We start from the raw sequence: 13,435 nt of genomic DNA on the forward strand, positions 1-13,435 counted from the left end.
GCCCGGCCCGGCGCTGCCGCCGCGTCGGGCGCGCGGGGCCTGGCGCTCGAAGCGGTAGGTGTGCCCTTCCCAGGTGAGCCAGCGAGTGTGGTTTTGGGTGTCCAGGGCCACTGTGTGCCAGCGCCCCTCCAGGCGCACGCGCAGCGCCCCCCCGGGGAGCCGTTCCGCCGCCTCCACAAGCACTTCGCGCTCGCCAAGGCGCACACGGTAGCCCTTGCCCTCCGGGAGGGCTTCGACCATGTAAGTTCGTTGGGCCGTGTCGCGGTATTCTGCCATGTTCCACCTCGCAGCGGGGTCAGAGGGGGGCCTTCCAGGGGGAGTAGGGGTCCCGTCCGGGGCGCGGGGCTTCCCCTTGGGGTCCGGTGAGCAGCGTGGCCGAGGGGGTCAGGATTTCGCTCAGGGCCAGGGCAGCCAGCACCGGGTCCGGCGGCGGGGCAGGGGTCCAGGCGTCGAAGGTGCGCTCCACCCAGCGGGTGTCCACCTGCCCGGCGCGGAAGTCCTCGTGGGCCAGCACCGCCCGCAGAAAGGCGGCGTTGGTGGTCACACCGTGCACCACGGTTTGGCGCAGGGCGGCGTCCATGCGGCGAATGGCGGCCTCCCGGCTCTCGGCGTGCACGATGATTTTGGCCAGCAGGGGGTCGTAGTGGTGGGTGACGGTATCGCCGGTGGTCACGCCGCTGTCCACCCGGACGCCGGGGCCTTGCGGCAGGCGCACCTGGAGCAAATCGCCTGTGCTGGGGAGAAAGCCGCTGGCCGGGTCCTCGGCGTAGAGGCGGCATTCGATGGCGTGGCCGCGTTGGATGAGCGCCTCTTGAGAATAGGGGAAGGGCTCCCCGGCGGCGATGTGAATCTGCCATTGGACCAGGTCCAACCCCACGACCAGTTCGGTGATGGGGTGTTCCACCTGGAGGCGGGTGTTCATCTCGAGGAAGTAGAAGGCGCGGGTGTCGGGGTCCACGATGAACTCCACGGTGCCGGCGTTGACATAACCCACGGCCCGGGCGGCAGCCACCGCAGCCTGGCCCATGCGTCGCCGCAGGTCCTCGTCCAGCAGGGGGGAAGGGGTTTCTTCGATGATTTTCTGGTAGCGGCGCTGGACCGAGCACTCGCGCTCGAAGAGGTGGACGATGTGGCCGTGGGCGTCGGCCAGGATTTGAAACTCCACATGGTGGGCGCGGGGGATGTACTTTTCGAGGAGCAGGCGTGGGTCGCCGAAAGCGTGCTGGGCCTCACGGCGGGCGGCGGCGACCGCTTCGTCCAGGTCCTCGGGGCGGTGGACGATGCGCATCCCCTTGCCCCCGCCGCCAGCGGCTGCCTTGACCAGCACGGGGTAACCGATGCGTTGGGCAGCTTCGCGCAAGGCTTCTGGGGCGTCATCGCCCTGGTAGCCGGGCACCACGGGCACGCCGGCCTGCTCCATGCGGGCGCGGGCGGCGGCTTTATCGCCCATGGCGCGGATGGCCTCCGGCGGCGGGCCGATGAAGGTCAGCCCGGCCTTGGCCACGGCCTGGGCGAAGGCCGCGTTCTCGGCCAGAAAGCCGTAGCCCGGGTGGACGGCCTCGGCGCCGGTCTCTAAGGCGGCCTGGATGATGCGCCCGGACTGCAGGTAGGACGCGCCGGGGGGCGGCGGTCCGAGGAGCACAGCCTGGTCGGCCAGGCGCACGTGCAGCGCCTCGCGGTCGGCTTCGGAGTACACGGCTACGGTCTTGATGCCCAGTTCGCGGCAGGCGCGGATGACCCGCACGGCGATTTCGCCGCGATTGGCGATGAGGATGCGTCGGAAGGGAAGGGTTGCCGTCACCGGTGCGTTGCCTCCGTGGGTGAGGGTTTGTCCCGGGTGGGGAGCAAGAGGGCCAGGCCCAAGGCGAGCACGAAGCCCAACGCCGCGCCGCCCAGGGTCAGCAGGGCGCCGCCGAAGACGGCCCCATAGACGTCGCCGCGATCGTGGCGCACCCACAGGCTACCTTCTTCCAGCCAGGCGTAGTCGATGCGCCAGAATCCGTGGCGGCTGCCCTCCATGTGGAGGACCTGGCGGGCGGGGCGGGGCGGCGGGGGAGGGGTTTCGCGAAAGGGCGGGGTGCCGCAGGTGTTGGGCGTGGTCTGGGCTTCGTCGGGGGGCGCGGGTTGCCAGACCAACACATAGCGGCGGCTGTTCCGCCACGCCCAGGTCAGGCAGGTCACCGTGCCGTCGCGCCTTTCGGCGCACACGCTGTCCTCCTGGCGCGTCCAGACCAACAGGCGTTGAGTGGCGGGGGGGCGGCGTCACAGGCAGGCGCCGCCAGCGGGGCGGGCGCACGGCCAGGTAGTACCCTAAGGCACCACCTAATAGGGGCCCGACATAGAGGGTCAGAAAGGCCTGCTGCCAGAAAGACATGAATTACGGATTACATGCGGAACACGCCAAAGCCACCCTCCTCCCTGGGGGCGTTGAGCACCACGGAGAGGGCCAGCGCCAGGGTACGGCGGGTCTCCACCGGGTCCAGGATGCCGTCGTCCCAGAGGCGGGCGGTGGCGTAGTAGGGGTTACCCTCGCGCTCGTATTTCTCGAGGATGGGGCCCTTGAAAGCCTCGGCCTCCTCAGGGGAGAGAGGCGGTTTGCCCTCCCGGGCCCGCTGGTCGTTCTTCACAGTGAGCAACACGTTGGCAGCCTGTTCACCGCCCATCACGCTGATGCGGCTGTTGGGCCAGGTCCACAGAAAGCGAGGGTTGTACCCACGGCCACACATGGCGTAATTGCCCGCGCCGAAGGAGCCGCCGATGATCACGGTCAACTTGGGCACGGAGGCGTTGGCCACCGCATGGACCATCTTGGCGCCGTCCTTGGCGATGCCGCCTGCCTCGTACTCCTTGCCCACCATGAAGCCGGTGATGTTTTGCAAGAACAACAGCGGGATGCCGCGCTGCTGGCAGAGTTCGATGAAGTGGGCGCCTTTGAGCGCGCTTTCGCCGAACAGCACGCCATTGTTGGCGATGATGCCCACCGGGTAGCCGTGGATGCGGGCAAAGCCAGTGACCAGGGTGGTGCCGTAACGCGCCTTGAACTCCTGAAAGCGGCTGCCGTCTACCAGGCGGGCGATGACCTCCCGCACATCGTAGGTTTCCCGGAAGGTCTGGGGCAGGATGCCGTAGATATCGTCGGCGGGGTAGAGCGGGTCCTCGGGCGGGGCGACATCCAGAAAATCCAGCCAGGAGGGGCGCGGCGCGCGACGCGAGGGCAGGGCGGCCACAATGTTGCGGGCGATCTCCAGGGCGTGTTCGTCGTCCTCGGCAAAGTGGTCGGCCACGCCGGATTGGCGGGTGTGGACCTCGGCGCCGCCCAACTCGTCGGCGGTCACGCTCACACCCGTGGCCGCCTTCACCAAAGGCGGTCCACCCAGAAAGATAGCCCCGGTTCCCTTCACAATGACCACCTCATCGCTCATGGCCGGCACATAGGCCCCGCCTGCTGTGCTCAACCCCATGACCACGGCGATTTGAGGGATGCCTTTGGCGCTCATGCGAGCCTGGTTGTAAAAAATGCGGCCGAAGTGATGCGCATCGGGGAACACTTCGGCCTGCAACGGGAGGAACGCACCGCCCGAATCCACCAGATACACACAGGGCAAGTGGTTCTCCTCGGCGATTTGTTGCGCCCGCAGATGCTTCTTCACCGTGATGGGGAAGTAGGTCCCCCCTTTGACCGTGGCGTCGTTGGCGATGATCATCACCTCGCGTCCGGCCACCCGGCCGATGCCGGTGACGAGCCCGGCACCCGGGGCCTGCCCCTCGTACATTTCCCAGGCGGCCAAGGGAGAAAGTTCCAGGAAGGGCGAGCCGGGGTCCAGCAAGCGGCGGATGCGTTCCCAGACGAACAGTTTGCCTTGTTCGCGGTGACGCTTCAGATATTTCTCACTGCCCCCCTGGTGTACCTGCTCGATGCGGGCGTGAAGATCTTCGGCCAGCGCCTTGTGGTGCGCGTAGTTGGCGCGGAATTTCGGGTCGTCGCGGTCCACAAAGGTAGGCAGTACTTCGGCCATAAAGTCCCTCGTCGGCAATGAAATCTGGTTTCCAAGTATAGCATATCCCGATTTGTCTGCTATGCGATAGCGAGCCAAGATATGTCGTCTTACAGGACGCCCATCAACACGYCCNAYCARSRYRTSCKAMMASRSNATRMWRAAAGGCGCCCCTCTGCTATGGAGGGCCCCCACCCTGGGGCGGTGGCAGGAGTGAGGTCACCGTATGCAGCCTGAACGTATCGATCGCTACGAAATCCTGGGGCGGTATGGCCACCGTGCACCGGGCCTTTGATCCGGTGATGAAGCGCGAGGTGGCCTTGAAGGTCATCCGCGGTGGCCTGGACATGGAAGCCGAATTCCGCGAACGGATGATCCGCGAAGCCCAGGCCGTGGCGGCGCTGGAGCACCCGGCGGTGGTGCCCATTTACGACTTCGGCGAGGCCGGGGGCAGCCTGCACATAGTCATGCGGCTGATGCAGGGCGGATCGCGCCTGCAGCAAGGGGCCCTCTCGCCCGAAGAAACCCTGGCCGTCCTCCGCCGCCTGGCCGCGGCTTTAGACGAAGCCCATCGTCTGGGCATCGTCCACCGCGACCTCAAACCCGGCAATGTGCTCTTCGACCGCTTCGGCAACGCCTACTTGGCCAATTTCGGCGTCGCCCGCCTGGGGGACGCCACGGTCACCCTCACCGGCTCGCGCACCATCGGCACCCGGCCTACATGAGCCCTGAGCAGGCCCAGGGCGCCAAAGACCTGGATGGCCGCTCCGATGTATACGTCCTGGGGACGCTGACTTACCAAATGCTCTCCGGTCGGCTTCCTTACAAGGGGGACACCCCCATCGAGGTCATGCTCAAACATATCCAGGAGCCGCCGCCCGACCTGCAGGCCACGCGCCCCGATTTGCCGCCAGCCACGGCCGAGGTCGTCCGCCGCGCCATGACCAAAAACCGCGAGGCCCGCTATCCCACGGTAGGCGCTTTCGTCGAGGCGCTGGAAGCCGCCCTGCGCGAGGGGCGCTCCCTCCCGCCCGAAGCGGCCACCGTGCGCGCCACCCCGGCGACCAAAAGGCCCCGCCGCCGCTGGTGGATCTGGGCGTTGCCGCTGCTGTTGCTCCTGCTGGCGGGCGGCGCGCTGAGGGCGTGGTGGCTTTTCGGGGGCGGCGTCTTCGCTCTCCCCGCACCCACGGTCACGTCGCGCCTACCCGGGCGGCCCCTGTGGCCCTGCCCACGCTCACGGCGTCCCCCACGCCCCCTTCCCTCACCGCCACCCTGCCGCCGACGCCCCCGCCCGCCTCCGCCACCGTCCCACCGACCCCTTCGCCCACGCCCATCCAGGGGCCGGTGGTCATCGGCGGCGCCGACTTGCTGGCCTTCATCGCCTCAGACAACAATCTCTATCTGAGCACCATAGACGGCGCCGAGGTGCGCCCCCTCACCCACGATAGCGCCGAAAAGCACGAGTTGCAGTGGCTCTCCCACGGCCGCCTGCTCTACCTCAGCGGCAAATGCATCTTCCTGGCCGATGTCTCCCAAAACCGGGTCGAGTTGTTCACCTGCTTTCCCACGGTGGCTCGCTTAGACAGTTTCCGCGTTTCGCCCGACGACCAACAAGTCGCCATCGTCCTCGATGGCGAACTCATCATCACCACCTACAACCCCGCCGTGCTGCAACAGGTCAGCAACCTGCGCGACCTGCAAACCCACACCCAGATCTGCGCCACCTTCGACCGCGACGAGGTGCTCCAGATGCGCTGGGCCAAAGACGGCCAGACCGTGTCGGCCCGGGTGCGCGTCCCCAGCGGAGGTCGAGCAGTGGAACAAATCGAGGTGCTGCGCATCGGTTGTCGCCACGGCATCACCCGGCAGCACCTCTTCCCCGGAAACCGCTTTGAGATGACCACCTTCGATCAAGTGCCCGTCATTCCCTCCTTACGACTGGGACGGCGACAAACTGTATGTCTTCAACCTGTTCTGGCGCAACAAAGGCTACGGCGACCTCTACCTCTACAGCCGCGCCACCCACCTGGGCTAACTCATCAACCCCATAGGGGACAGTGTTGTTGCCGCGACCCGCACTGGAGCCCCGACGGGCGTTATCTGCTGGTTGCCTTTCAGGATATGCGCCAGGGCCAAGCGGCCCGCATGGCCTTGCACCTCATCCCCGTGGGCTCCTGGGGAACCGGGATGACCTACACGCCCCTTCCCCTCCCCCGGGAACTGTTCACCAACCCTCGGGTCGCTCCGGCCCCCGCTTTGCGCCCCCCAACCCTGACCCGGACCTCTTTGCCCGTTCTTGCCTCCTGGTGAGGTGTCACCCCCCAGGGGGTGTTTTCGTTTCCGGCCGGGCACCTTCCCTGAGGTCCGGCAAAAACTTGCCAGGCTGGCACACACGCCCTACCCCGGCGTTAACGCTTCGGTAACGCTTCGTTCACGGCGGAAAAGTATCCTGAAGACAATCCTATCCAGGGAGCATAGGGCTCATGTTGCGTGGTTTCCGTCATCCCTTGAACAGCAGTCCTTTACAGCCAGGGGAGGTGCAACTACAGGTCGAAGGGGTGCACCTGGCCTTTGGCGGCGTGGCTGCCCTGACAGGGGTCAGTTTAGATGTGCGCCAGAGCGAAATTCTGGCCATCATCGGCCCCAACGGCGCCGGGAAAACCAGTCTGTTGAACTGCATTAGCGGGCTGTATAAACCCCAACGCGGGCGCATCCTCCTGCGCACGGCTCAGGGGGAACACGACCTGACCAGACTGCGTCCTCACCAGATCGCGCGCCTGGGCGTGGCCCGCTCGTTCCAGAACATCGAGTTGTTCCGCCACATGACCGTTTTGGACAACCTGCTGGCCGGCGCGCACATCCACATGAAGAGCAACCTGTTCAGTTCGCTGCTCTACTGGGGGCCGGCGCAGCGCGAACAAATCGCCTTTCGCGAGTTCATCGAGGACATCATCGACCTGCTGGAAATTCAGGCCATCCGCAACAAGAAAGTGGGCGCGCTGGCCTACGGCCTGCAAAAACGGGTGGAACTGGGCCGGGCGCTGGCTATGAAGCCCGCACTGTTGCTCCTCGACGAACCCATGGCCGGGATGAACACCGAAGAGAAAGAAGACATGGCACGCTTCATCCTGGATGTCAACGAGGAGCACGGCGTGACCATCGTGCTCATCGAGCACGACATGGGCGTGGTGATGGACATCAGCGACCGGGTGGTGGTGCTCAACTTCGGGCAGAAAATCGCCGAAGGTTCGCCCGATGAAACCCGTCGCAACCCGCAGGTCATCCAGGCATACCTGGGCGAAGAACAGGCCGCCTTCCCCTTTGCCGCTGGGACCTGAAGTCGCTCTCGCATAGAGGAGGCCAAGATGCCGGAAACTCTGCCGCAATATCTGGCAATGCGTACCCAAGAACATCCCGACCGCGTGGCGTTGCGCGAACGCATCTACGGGATCTGGCAACCCATCACCTGGCAAGAGTACTACAACCATGTCAAACACTTTGCGTTGGGGCTCACCGCCCTGGGGCTGAAACCCGAACACACCGTGGCCATCATCGGCGACAACCGCCCCGAGTGGGTCATCGCCGAACTGGCCGCGCAGTCCATGGGGGCCAAATCCATTGGCATTTACCAGGACTCGGTGGCCGAGGAGGTGTTGGACATCATCTTCCGCTCCAACGCCACCTTCGTCGTGGCCGAGGATCAGGAGCAGGTGGACAAAATGCTGGAAATCTGGCCCCAACTGGAAGGCCAGGTGCACAAAGTGATCTACTACGATCCGAAAGGCCTGCGTAACTACACCGAGGACTTCTTGATGTACTTCCTTGATGTCGAGGAGTTGGGCCGCGAGTATGAGAAGTCCCATCCGGGCCTGTACGAGGAGTCCGTGGCCAAAGGCCGCGCCGAAGACCTGGCCATCCTCTCCACCACCTCGGGCACCACCGCGAGGCCCAAACTGGCCATGCTGACCCACAAGAACCTGCTCAGCATGGCCAAGAACCTCATGGCCGTGGACCCCATGCAGCCCGACTACGAATTCGTCTCCTTCCTGCCCCTGGCCTGGATCGGGGAACAAATGACCTCCGTGGCCTGCGGGCTGTACATCGGCTTCAAGGTGAACTTTCCCGAAGCGCCGGAGACCGTGCAGCATGACCTGCGCGAAATCGGCCCGCAAATGATGTTCAGCCCGCCCCGTATTTGGGAAAGCCTGGTCAGTCAGGTGCAGGTGAAAATCGAGGACACCAGCCGCTTCAAGCGCTGGATGTTCAACTGGGCCATGCCCATCGGCTACAAAATGGCCGACACCCGCTTCCGCAAAGAGACCCCCACCCTGGGGCTGAAAATCAAGTATTTCCTGGCCGATTGGCTGGTCTTTCAAAACATCAAAGACCAATTGGGGCTGCGCCATATCAAGTGGGCCTATACGGGCGGTGCGGCCCTGGGCCCCGATGTGTTCCGCTTCTTCCACGCCATGGGTGTGAACCTCAAGCAGATCTACGGGCAAACCGAAATCAGCGGTATTGCCGTGGTCCACCGCGATGGGGATATCAAATTCCAGACGGTAGGCCTGCCCATCCCCGAAACCGAGGTCCGCATTGACGAGAACGGTGAGATCCTCATGCGCTCCCCGGCGGTGATGGTGGGGTACTACGGCAACCCCGAGGCCACCAAGGAAGCCATCGACGAAGAAGGCTGGCTCCATTCCGGCGATGCGGGCTACTTTGACGAAGACGGCCACCTCATCGTAATCGACCGGGCCAAGGATGTGATGACCCTGCATGACGGCACCAAATTCAGCCCGCAGTTCATCGAAAACAAACTCAAGTTTAGCCCCTACATCCGCGAGGCGGTGGTCTTCGGCGGCGACTGGCCCTTCGTCACGGCCTTCATCAACATCGACTTCGCCAATGTGGGCAAGTGGGCCGAGAACCATCAGATCCCGTACACCACCTACACGGACCTCTCCCAAAAGCCTGAAGTGTACGAGTTGATCAAAGCCCATGTGATTCGCGCCAACGCCGACCTGCCGCCCGCAGCCCGCATCCGCCGCTTCCTGCTCTTGCACAAAGAGTTGGATGCCGATGACGCAGAACTGACCCGCACGCGCAAAGTGCGCCGCCGTCTGATTGCCCAGCGTTACGATGACCTCATCTCCGCGCTCTACAGCCAAACGAACTCGGTCGAGGTGGAGACCACCATTACCTATCAAGACGGGCGCACCGCCGTGATTCGGACCAACCTACACATTGAGGATGTGGACACCGAAGCCGTGCCCACACCGGCCTAACCCCATGGAAGAGGGAGCACACGATGGACATCTTCATTCAGTTGACCCTCACCGGCCTGACCAACGGTGCCATCCTGGCCTTGGCTGCCCTGGGCTTCGTGATCATCTACAAGGCCAGCGATGTCATCAACTTCGCCCAGGGAGAATTCCTGCTGGTCGGGGCGTACATGCTTTACGCGATGCTGGTGCAATTCGGGCTTCCCTGGCCCCTGGGCCTGCTGGGCACCATTCTGGTGGCCGTGGCTTTGGGCGTCCTGGTGGAGCGCTTCGTGCTCCGTCCGCTCATTGGCGAACCCATCATCTCCGTCATCATGGCGACCATCGGCCTGAGTAGTTTGCTACGGGCCATCGTCAGCATGATCTGGGGCAACCAGCTCCGACGCTTCCCGCCTTTCATCCCCAGTCACCCCGTGAAGATCCTCGGTGCCACAGTGGGCATCGATCGCTTATGGGCCATCGCAATCGCCGGGCTTATGCTCTTGCTGTTCAACTTCTTCTTCACCCGCTCGAAAGAAGGCATCGCCATGCGGGCCGTGGCCGACGATCAGCAGGCCGCCATGAGCATGGGTATCAGCGTGTCTAAAGTGTTCGCCTGGGCGTGGTCCATTGCTGCTGCCTCGGCCGCCGTAGGCGGCGCGCTGGTAGCCAACATTGTTGGAGTGGGGCCAGAGTTGGCCGGGTTCGGCCTGCGGGTCTTCCCCGTGGTCATCCTCGGTGGGCTGGACTCCATCCCCGGCGCCATCCTGGGCGGCGTGATCATCGGCCTGCTGGAAGCCTATGTGGGCGGTTACATCGGCATGGGCCTTAACCAAGTGATTTCCTTTATCGTCCTGTTGCTTATCCTACTGGTGCGGCCCTACGGCTTCTTCGGCAAAGAGATCATCGAGCGCGTCTGACCGAAGCGTCACCTCTTCAAGGAGCGCAGCATATGGTTTCCGGTATTTTTCACTCGAGTTACGCCTCCGATATGGGGTTGCGTCGCACCCCGGCGCAAAAGATTCGTCTGGCCCTGTTCATTCTCTTCCTGCTGGTCTTCCCCTTCTTCGCCAGCCGTTACACCCTCACCCTGGCCAACCAGGTGGCCATCGCCACCATCGGGGCCATCGGCCTCAACATCCTCGTAGGATACACCGGCCAGATCAGCCTGGGGCAGGGCGGCTTTCTGGCCGTGGGCGCCTACACGGCCGGGCTGCTGACCGCGCGCTTCGGCGTGCACTGGATGCTTTCCACGCTGATCGGCGCCTTTGCCACGGCTTTCGTGGGCGCCATCTTCGGCCTGCCTTCTCTGCGCCTCAAGGGGCTGTACCTGGCCATTGCCACCCTGGCCTCTCAGGAAATCATCCTCTGGGTGGTCACCCACTGGAAGGCGGTGACCGGCGGCGTAGAGGCCCTGGTGGTGCCCAACCCCACCCTCTTCGGTCTGGTGATGAACAACGACTTCAACTTCTACTGGCTGGTGGTGCCCCTGGCCGGGCTAACGGCACTCCTGACGGCCAACCTGTTCCGCACGCATTACGGGCGCGCCTTCATCGCCATCCGTGACCAGGACATCGCCGCCGAGGTCATGGGCGTCGACCTCTTCCGCTACAAACTGCTGGCCTTCGCCATCTCCTCGTTCTTCGTCGGTCTGGCCGGCGCGCTCACCGCCCACTACCGCAGCATCGTCACCTGGGAACGGTTCACCATTGATGTCTCGGTGCTCTACCTGGCGATGATCATCATCGGCGGTCTGGGCTCGGTCTCAGGCTCCTTCTTTGGGGCCACCTTCATCACCCTGCTTCCCACCGTGCTGGCCAACATCGGCCGCGCCTTACGGGGAGCGTTTCCCCAGATCGGCACCCTAATTCCCTTCATCCAACAAGGCACCTTTGGCCTGGTAATTATCCTCTTCCTCATCCTCGAGCCGGAAGGGTTGAAGAAACTCTGGGAAGACATCAAAGACTACTTCCGGCTGTGGCCCTTCAGTTACTAACCCTACCACCAGGAGGTGCGCATGGCCTTGTAGGGAAGAGGACCTTTCGCTTTCCCGCCCATCCTATATCTCTCTTTTACCCGACCCATTCGGAGGAGGAGTCAAAATGTCCAAAAAGTATCTATTCCTGAGCATCGTCCTGCTGGGCGCTCTGGTGCTGGCCGCCTGTGGTGGCGGTGGACAGCAGGGCGCGGAATCCATCAAAATCGGTGGCCTGTTCGACATGAGCGGCCCCACCAGCGATGTGAGCACCCCATACGGGAACGCCATCATCGACTATGTGAAGTGGCTGAACGAACAGGGTGGCATCAACGGTCATCCCATTGACCTCATCTGGAACGACTACGCCTACAAAGTGGACCAGGCCGAGCAGTTCTACTCCCAGTATGTCAACGAAGGCGTGGTCGCCATCCAGGGTTGGGGCACGGGCGACACCGAGGCCCTGCGCTCCAAGGTCGCGGCCGATAAGATCCCCTACATGTCCGCCTCGTACTCGGCCAACCTGGTCAAAGACATCAACGAGGCTCCCTACAACTTCCTCATCGGCGTGACCTACTCCGACCAAGCCATCATCGCCATCCAGTGGGCCATCGACGACTGGAAGGCCTCGGGCCATGACGGGATGCCCAAGGTGGCTTTGATCCACCACGACAGCCCCTTCGGCGAATCGCCGGTGGCCGACGCCAAGGCTTTTGCCGAGAGCAAGGGCGTAGGCTTCACGCACCTGGCCATGCCCAAGGGCGCCACAGACTATGTGGCCGAGTTGGCCCAAATCAAGGACTTCGGCGCGAACTATGTCATCGTCCACACGACCTCCAGCCCGACGGCCGTGCTGATCAAGGACGCCGTCAACCAGGGCATGACCAAGGATGTCAAATTCATCAACCTCAACTGGTGTGCGGACGAAATCTTCATTGACCTGGCCGGCGACGCGGCCGAGGGCGTGTACGGCACCCTGCCCTTCACCCCGCCCAGCGACCCCGTGCCCGGCCACGAGGCGCCGGCCAAGTGGCTCAAGGACCATGGCTCGAGCCTGGAGGAAGCCGGGTTGCACTATGTACAGGGCTGGTGGACCATGGCTGTCATGGCTGAGGGCATCAAACGCGTGCTCGACCAGGGCAAGCCGGTGACCGGCGAGAACCTCAAGGCCGCGCTGGAGACCATCCGCAACTTTGACACCCAGGGCGTCACGGCGCCCGTCACCTTCACCCCGCAGAGCCATCGCGGCACCACCGCCCTGCGCATCTATCAGGTGCAAGGTGGCAAGTGGGTCCGCGTGAGCGACTTTGTGAGCGCCCCGTAAACAGCATCTAACACCGCCTTCAGGCCCTCCCCTTCCAGCGGAGGGGAGGGCCTTTCCCCCACCCCTTTCTCTCGTGAGGGTTGCCATGCTCAGCCTCAACAATGTGGAAGTCATTTACAACGATGTCATCCTGGTGCTCAAAGGGATGTCCCTGGAGGTCCCGGAGGGGAAAATCGTGGGCCTGCTGGGGGCCAACGGCGCGGGGAAGACCACCACGCTCAAAGCCATCTCCGGGCTGCTCAAACCGGAAGACGGCGAGGTAACCGACGGCACGATTGAATTCAGGGGCCAGGAAATCCACCACCTCCCGCCCGATCAAATCGTCCGCCTGGGCATCTTCCAAGTCATGGAGGGCCGACGGGTGTTCGAGCACCTCACCGTGGAAGAGAACCTCATCGCTGGCGCTTACACCCGGGGCGCCCGTTCCCTACAAGGCGACTTGGAGATGGTCTATTCCTACTTCCCACGCCTCAAAGAGCGCCGTCGCCAAAAGGCCGGCTACCTCTCCGGCGGGGAACAGCAGATGCTGGCCATCGGTCGCGCCCTCATGGCCCACCCGAAAGTGATGCTGCTGGACGAACCTTCCTTAGGGCTGGCCCCCCTCCTGGTGCAGGAAATCTTCGAAATCATCCAGCGCATCAACAAAGAGCAAAACACCACCATCCTGCTGGTGGAACAAAATGCCAACCTCACCCTGCAGGTGGCCGACTACGCCTACATCATGGAAAACGGACGCATTGTACTCGAAGGCTATCCCGACGAACTCCGGGAGAACGCCGATGTGCGCGAGTTCTATCTGGGCCTCACGGAGGTAGGCAAGCGCAAGTCCTACCGCGAAGTCAAACACTACAAGCGCCGCAAGCGCTGGCTCTCCTAACCC

At 63.7% G+C, this 13,435-nt stretch carries 13 protein-coding genes; 8 read left to right on the forward strand and 5 right to left on the reverse strand.

The annotated features are described in order from the left end of the window. The 4 genes from G4O04_02650 to G4O04_02665 form a co-directional block, all read right to left on the reverse strand. A partial coding sequence (locus G4O04_02650; GenBank protein HEY57436.1) for a hypothetical protein occupies positions 1–276 on the reverse strand: 276 nt, incomplete at its 3' end. 19 nt (positions 277–295) lie between these two features. Beyond that, the gene (locus G4O04_02655; GenBank protein HEY57437.1) at positions 296–1,801 is read right to left on the reverse strand and encodes an acetyl-CoA carboxylase biotin carboxylase subunit; all 1,506 of its coding nucleotides are present in this window, start codon (positions 1,799–1,801) and stop codon (positions 296–298) included. After that, positions 1,798–2,208, reverse strand: coding sequence for a hypothetical protein (locus tag G4O04_02660; protein ID HEY57438.1), 411 nt, complete (start codon positions 2,206–2,208; stop codon positions 1,798–1,800). Before G4O04_02660 ends, G4O04_02655 begins: the two co-directional genes overlap by 4 nt. 176 nt (positions 2,209–2,384) lie before the next feature. Beyond that, positions 2,385–4,016 (reverse strand): methylcrotonoyl-CoA carboxylase, encoded by a 1,632-nt coding sequence (locus G4O04_02665; GenBank protein ID HEY57439.1) that lies wholly within the window; start codon positions 4,014–4,016, stop codon positions 2,385–2,387. 248 nt (positions 4,017–4,264) lie between these two features. Between G4O04_02665 and G4O04_02670 the strand changes: the two genes are divergently transcribed. Beyond that, positions 4,265–4,720: a serine/threonine protein kinase gene (locus tag G4O04_02670; GenBank protein ID HEY57440.1), complete on the forward strand. Its 456-nt coding sequence runs from the start codon at positions 4,265–4,267 to the stop codon at positions 4,718–4,720. 238 nt (positions 4,721–4,958) lie between these two features. Here G4O04_02670 and G4O04_02675 read toward each other — a convergent pair whose 3' ends face one another. Continuing rightward, complete coding sequence (locus tag G4O04_02675; protein HEY57441.1) at positions 4,959–5,189, reverse strand: hypothetical protein; 231 nt, start codon at positions 5,187–5,189, stop codon at positions 4,959–4,961. 24 nt (positions 5,190–5,213) lie between these two features. Between G4O04_02675 and G4O04_02680 the strand changes: the two genes are divergently transcribed. From G4O04_02680 to G4O04_02710, 7 genes are all read left to right on the forward strand, one after another. Then, positions 5,214–6,305 carry a hypothetical protein gene (locus G4O04_02680; protein ID HEY57442.1) on the forward strand — a complete coding sequence of 364 codons (1,092 nt, stop codon included), beginning with the start codon at positions 5,214–5,216 and terminating at the stop codon, positions 6,303–6,305. A gap of 173 nt (positions 6,306–6,478) precedes the next feature. After that, positions 6,479–7,333 (forward strand): ABC transporter ATP-binding protein, encoded by an 855-nt coding sequence (locus G4O04_02685; GenBank protein ID HEY57443.1) that lies wholly within the window; start codon positions 6,479–6,481, stop codon positions 7,331–7,333. Between the two features lie 27 nt (positions 7,334–7,360). Beyond that, positions 7,361–9,280, forward strand: a complete 1,920-nt coding sequence (locus G4O04_02690; protein HEY57444.1) for a long-chain fatty acid--CoA ligase — start codon at positions 7,361–7,363, stop codon at positions 9,278–9,280. 23 nt (positions 9,281–9,303) lie between these two features. After that, positions 9,304–10,176, forward strand: a complete 873-nt coding sequence (locus G4O04_02695) for a branched-chain amino acid ABC transporter permease (GenBank protein HEY57445.1) — start codon at positions 9,304–9,306, stop codon at positions 10,174–10,176. 32 nt (positions 10,177–10,208) lie between these two features. After that, a complete protein-coding gene (locus G4O04_02700) occupies positions 10,209–11,252 on the forward strand; it encodes a branched-chain amino acid ABC transporter permease (protein HEY57446.1) in 1,044 nt (347 codons plus the stop codon). A 106-nt stretch (positions 11,253–11,358) separates the two neighbouring features. Then, positions 11,359–12,555: an ABC transporter substrate-binding protein gene (locus tag G4O04_02705; protein ID HEY57447.1), complete on the forward strand. Its 1,197-nt coding sequence runs from the start codon at positions 11,359–11,361 to the stop codon at positions 12,553–12,555. Positions 12,556–12,640: 85 nt separating this feature from the next. Further along, entirely contained in the window at positions 12,641–13,432 is a 792-nt protein-coding gene (locus G4O04_02710) for an ABC transporter ATP-binding protein (protein HEY57448.1), read from the forward strand. The last annotated feature ends 3 nt before the right edge of the window (positions 13,433–13,435 follow it).

Source organism: Anaerolineae bacterium (assembly GCA_011176535.1).
In the GTDB taxonomy this organism is placed as follows: domain Bacteria; phylum Chloroflexota; class Anaerolineae; order Anaerolineales; family DRMV01; genus DUEP01.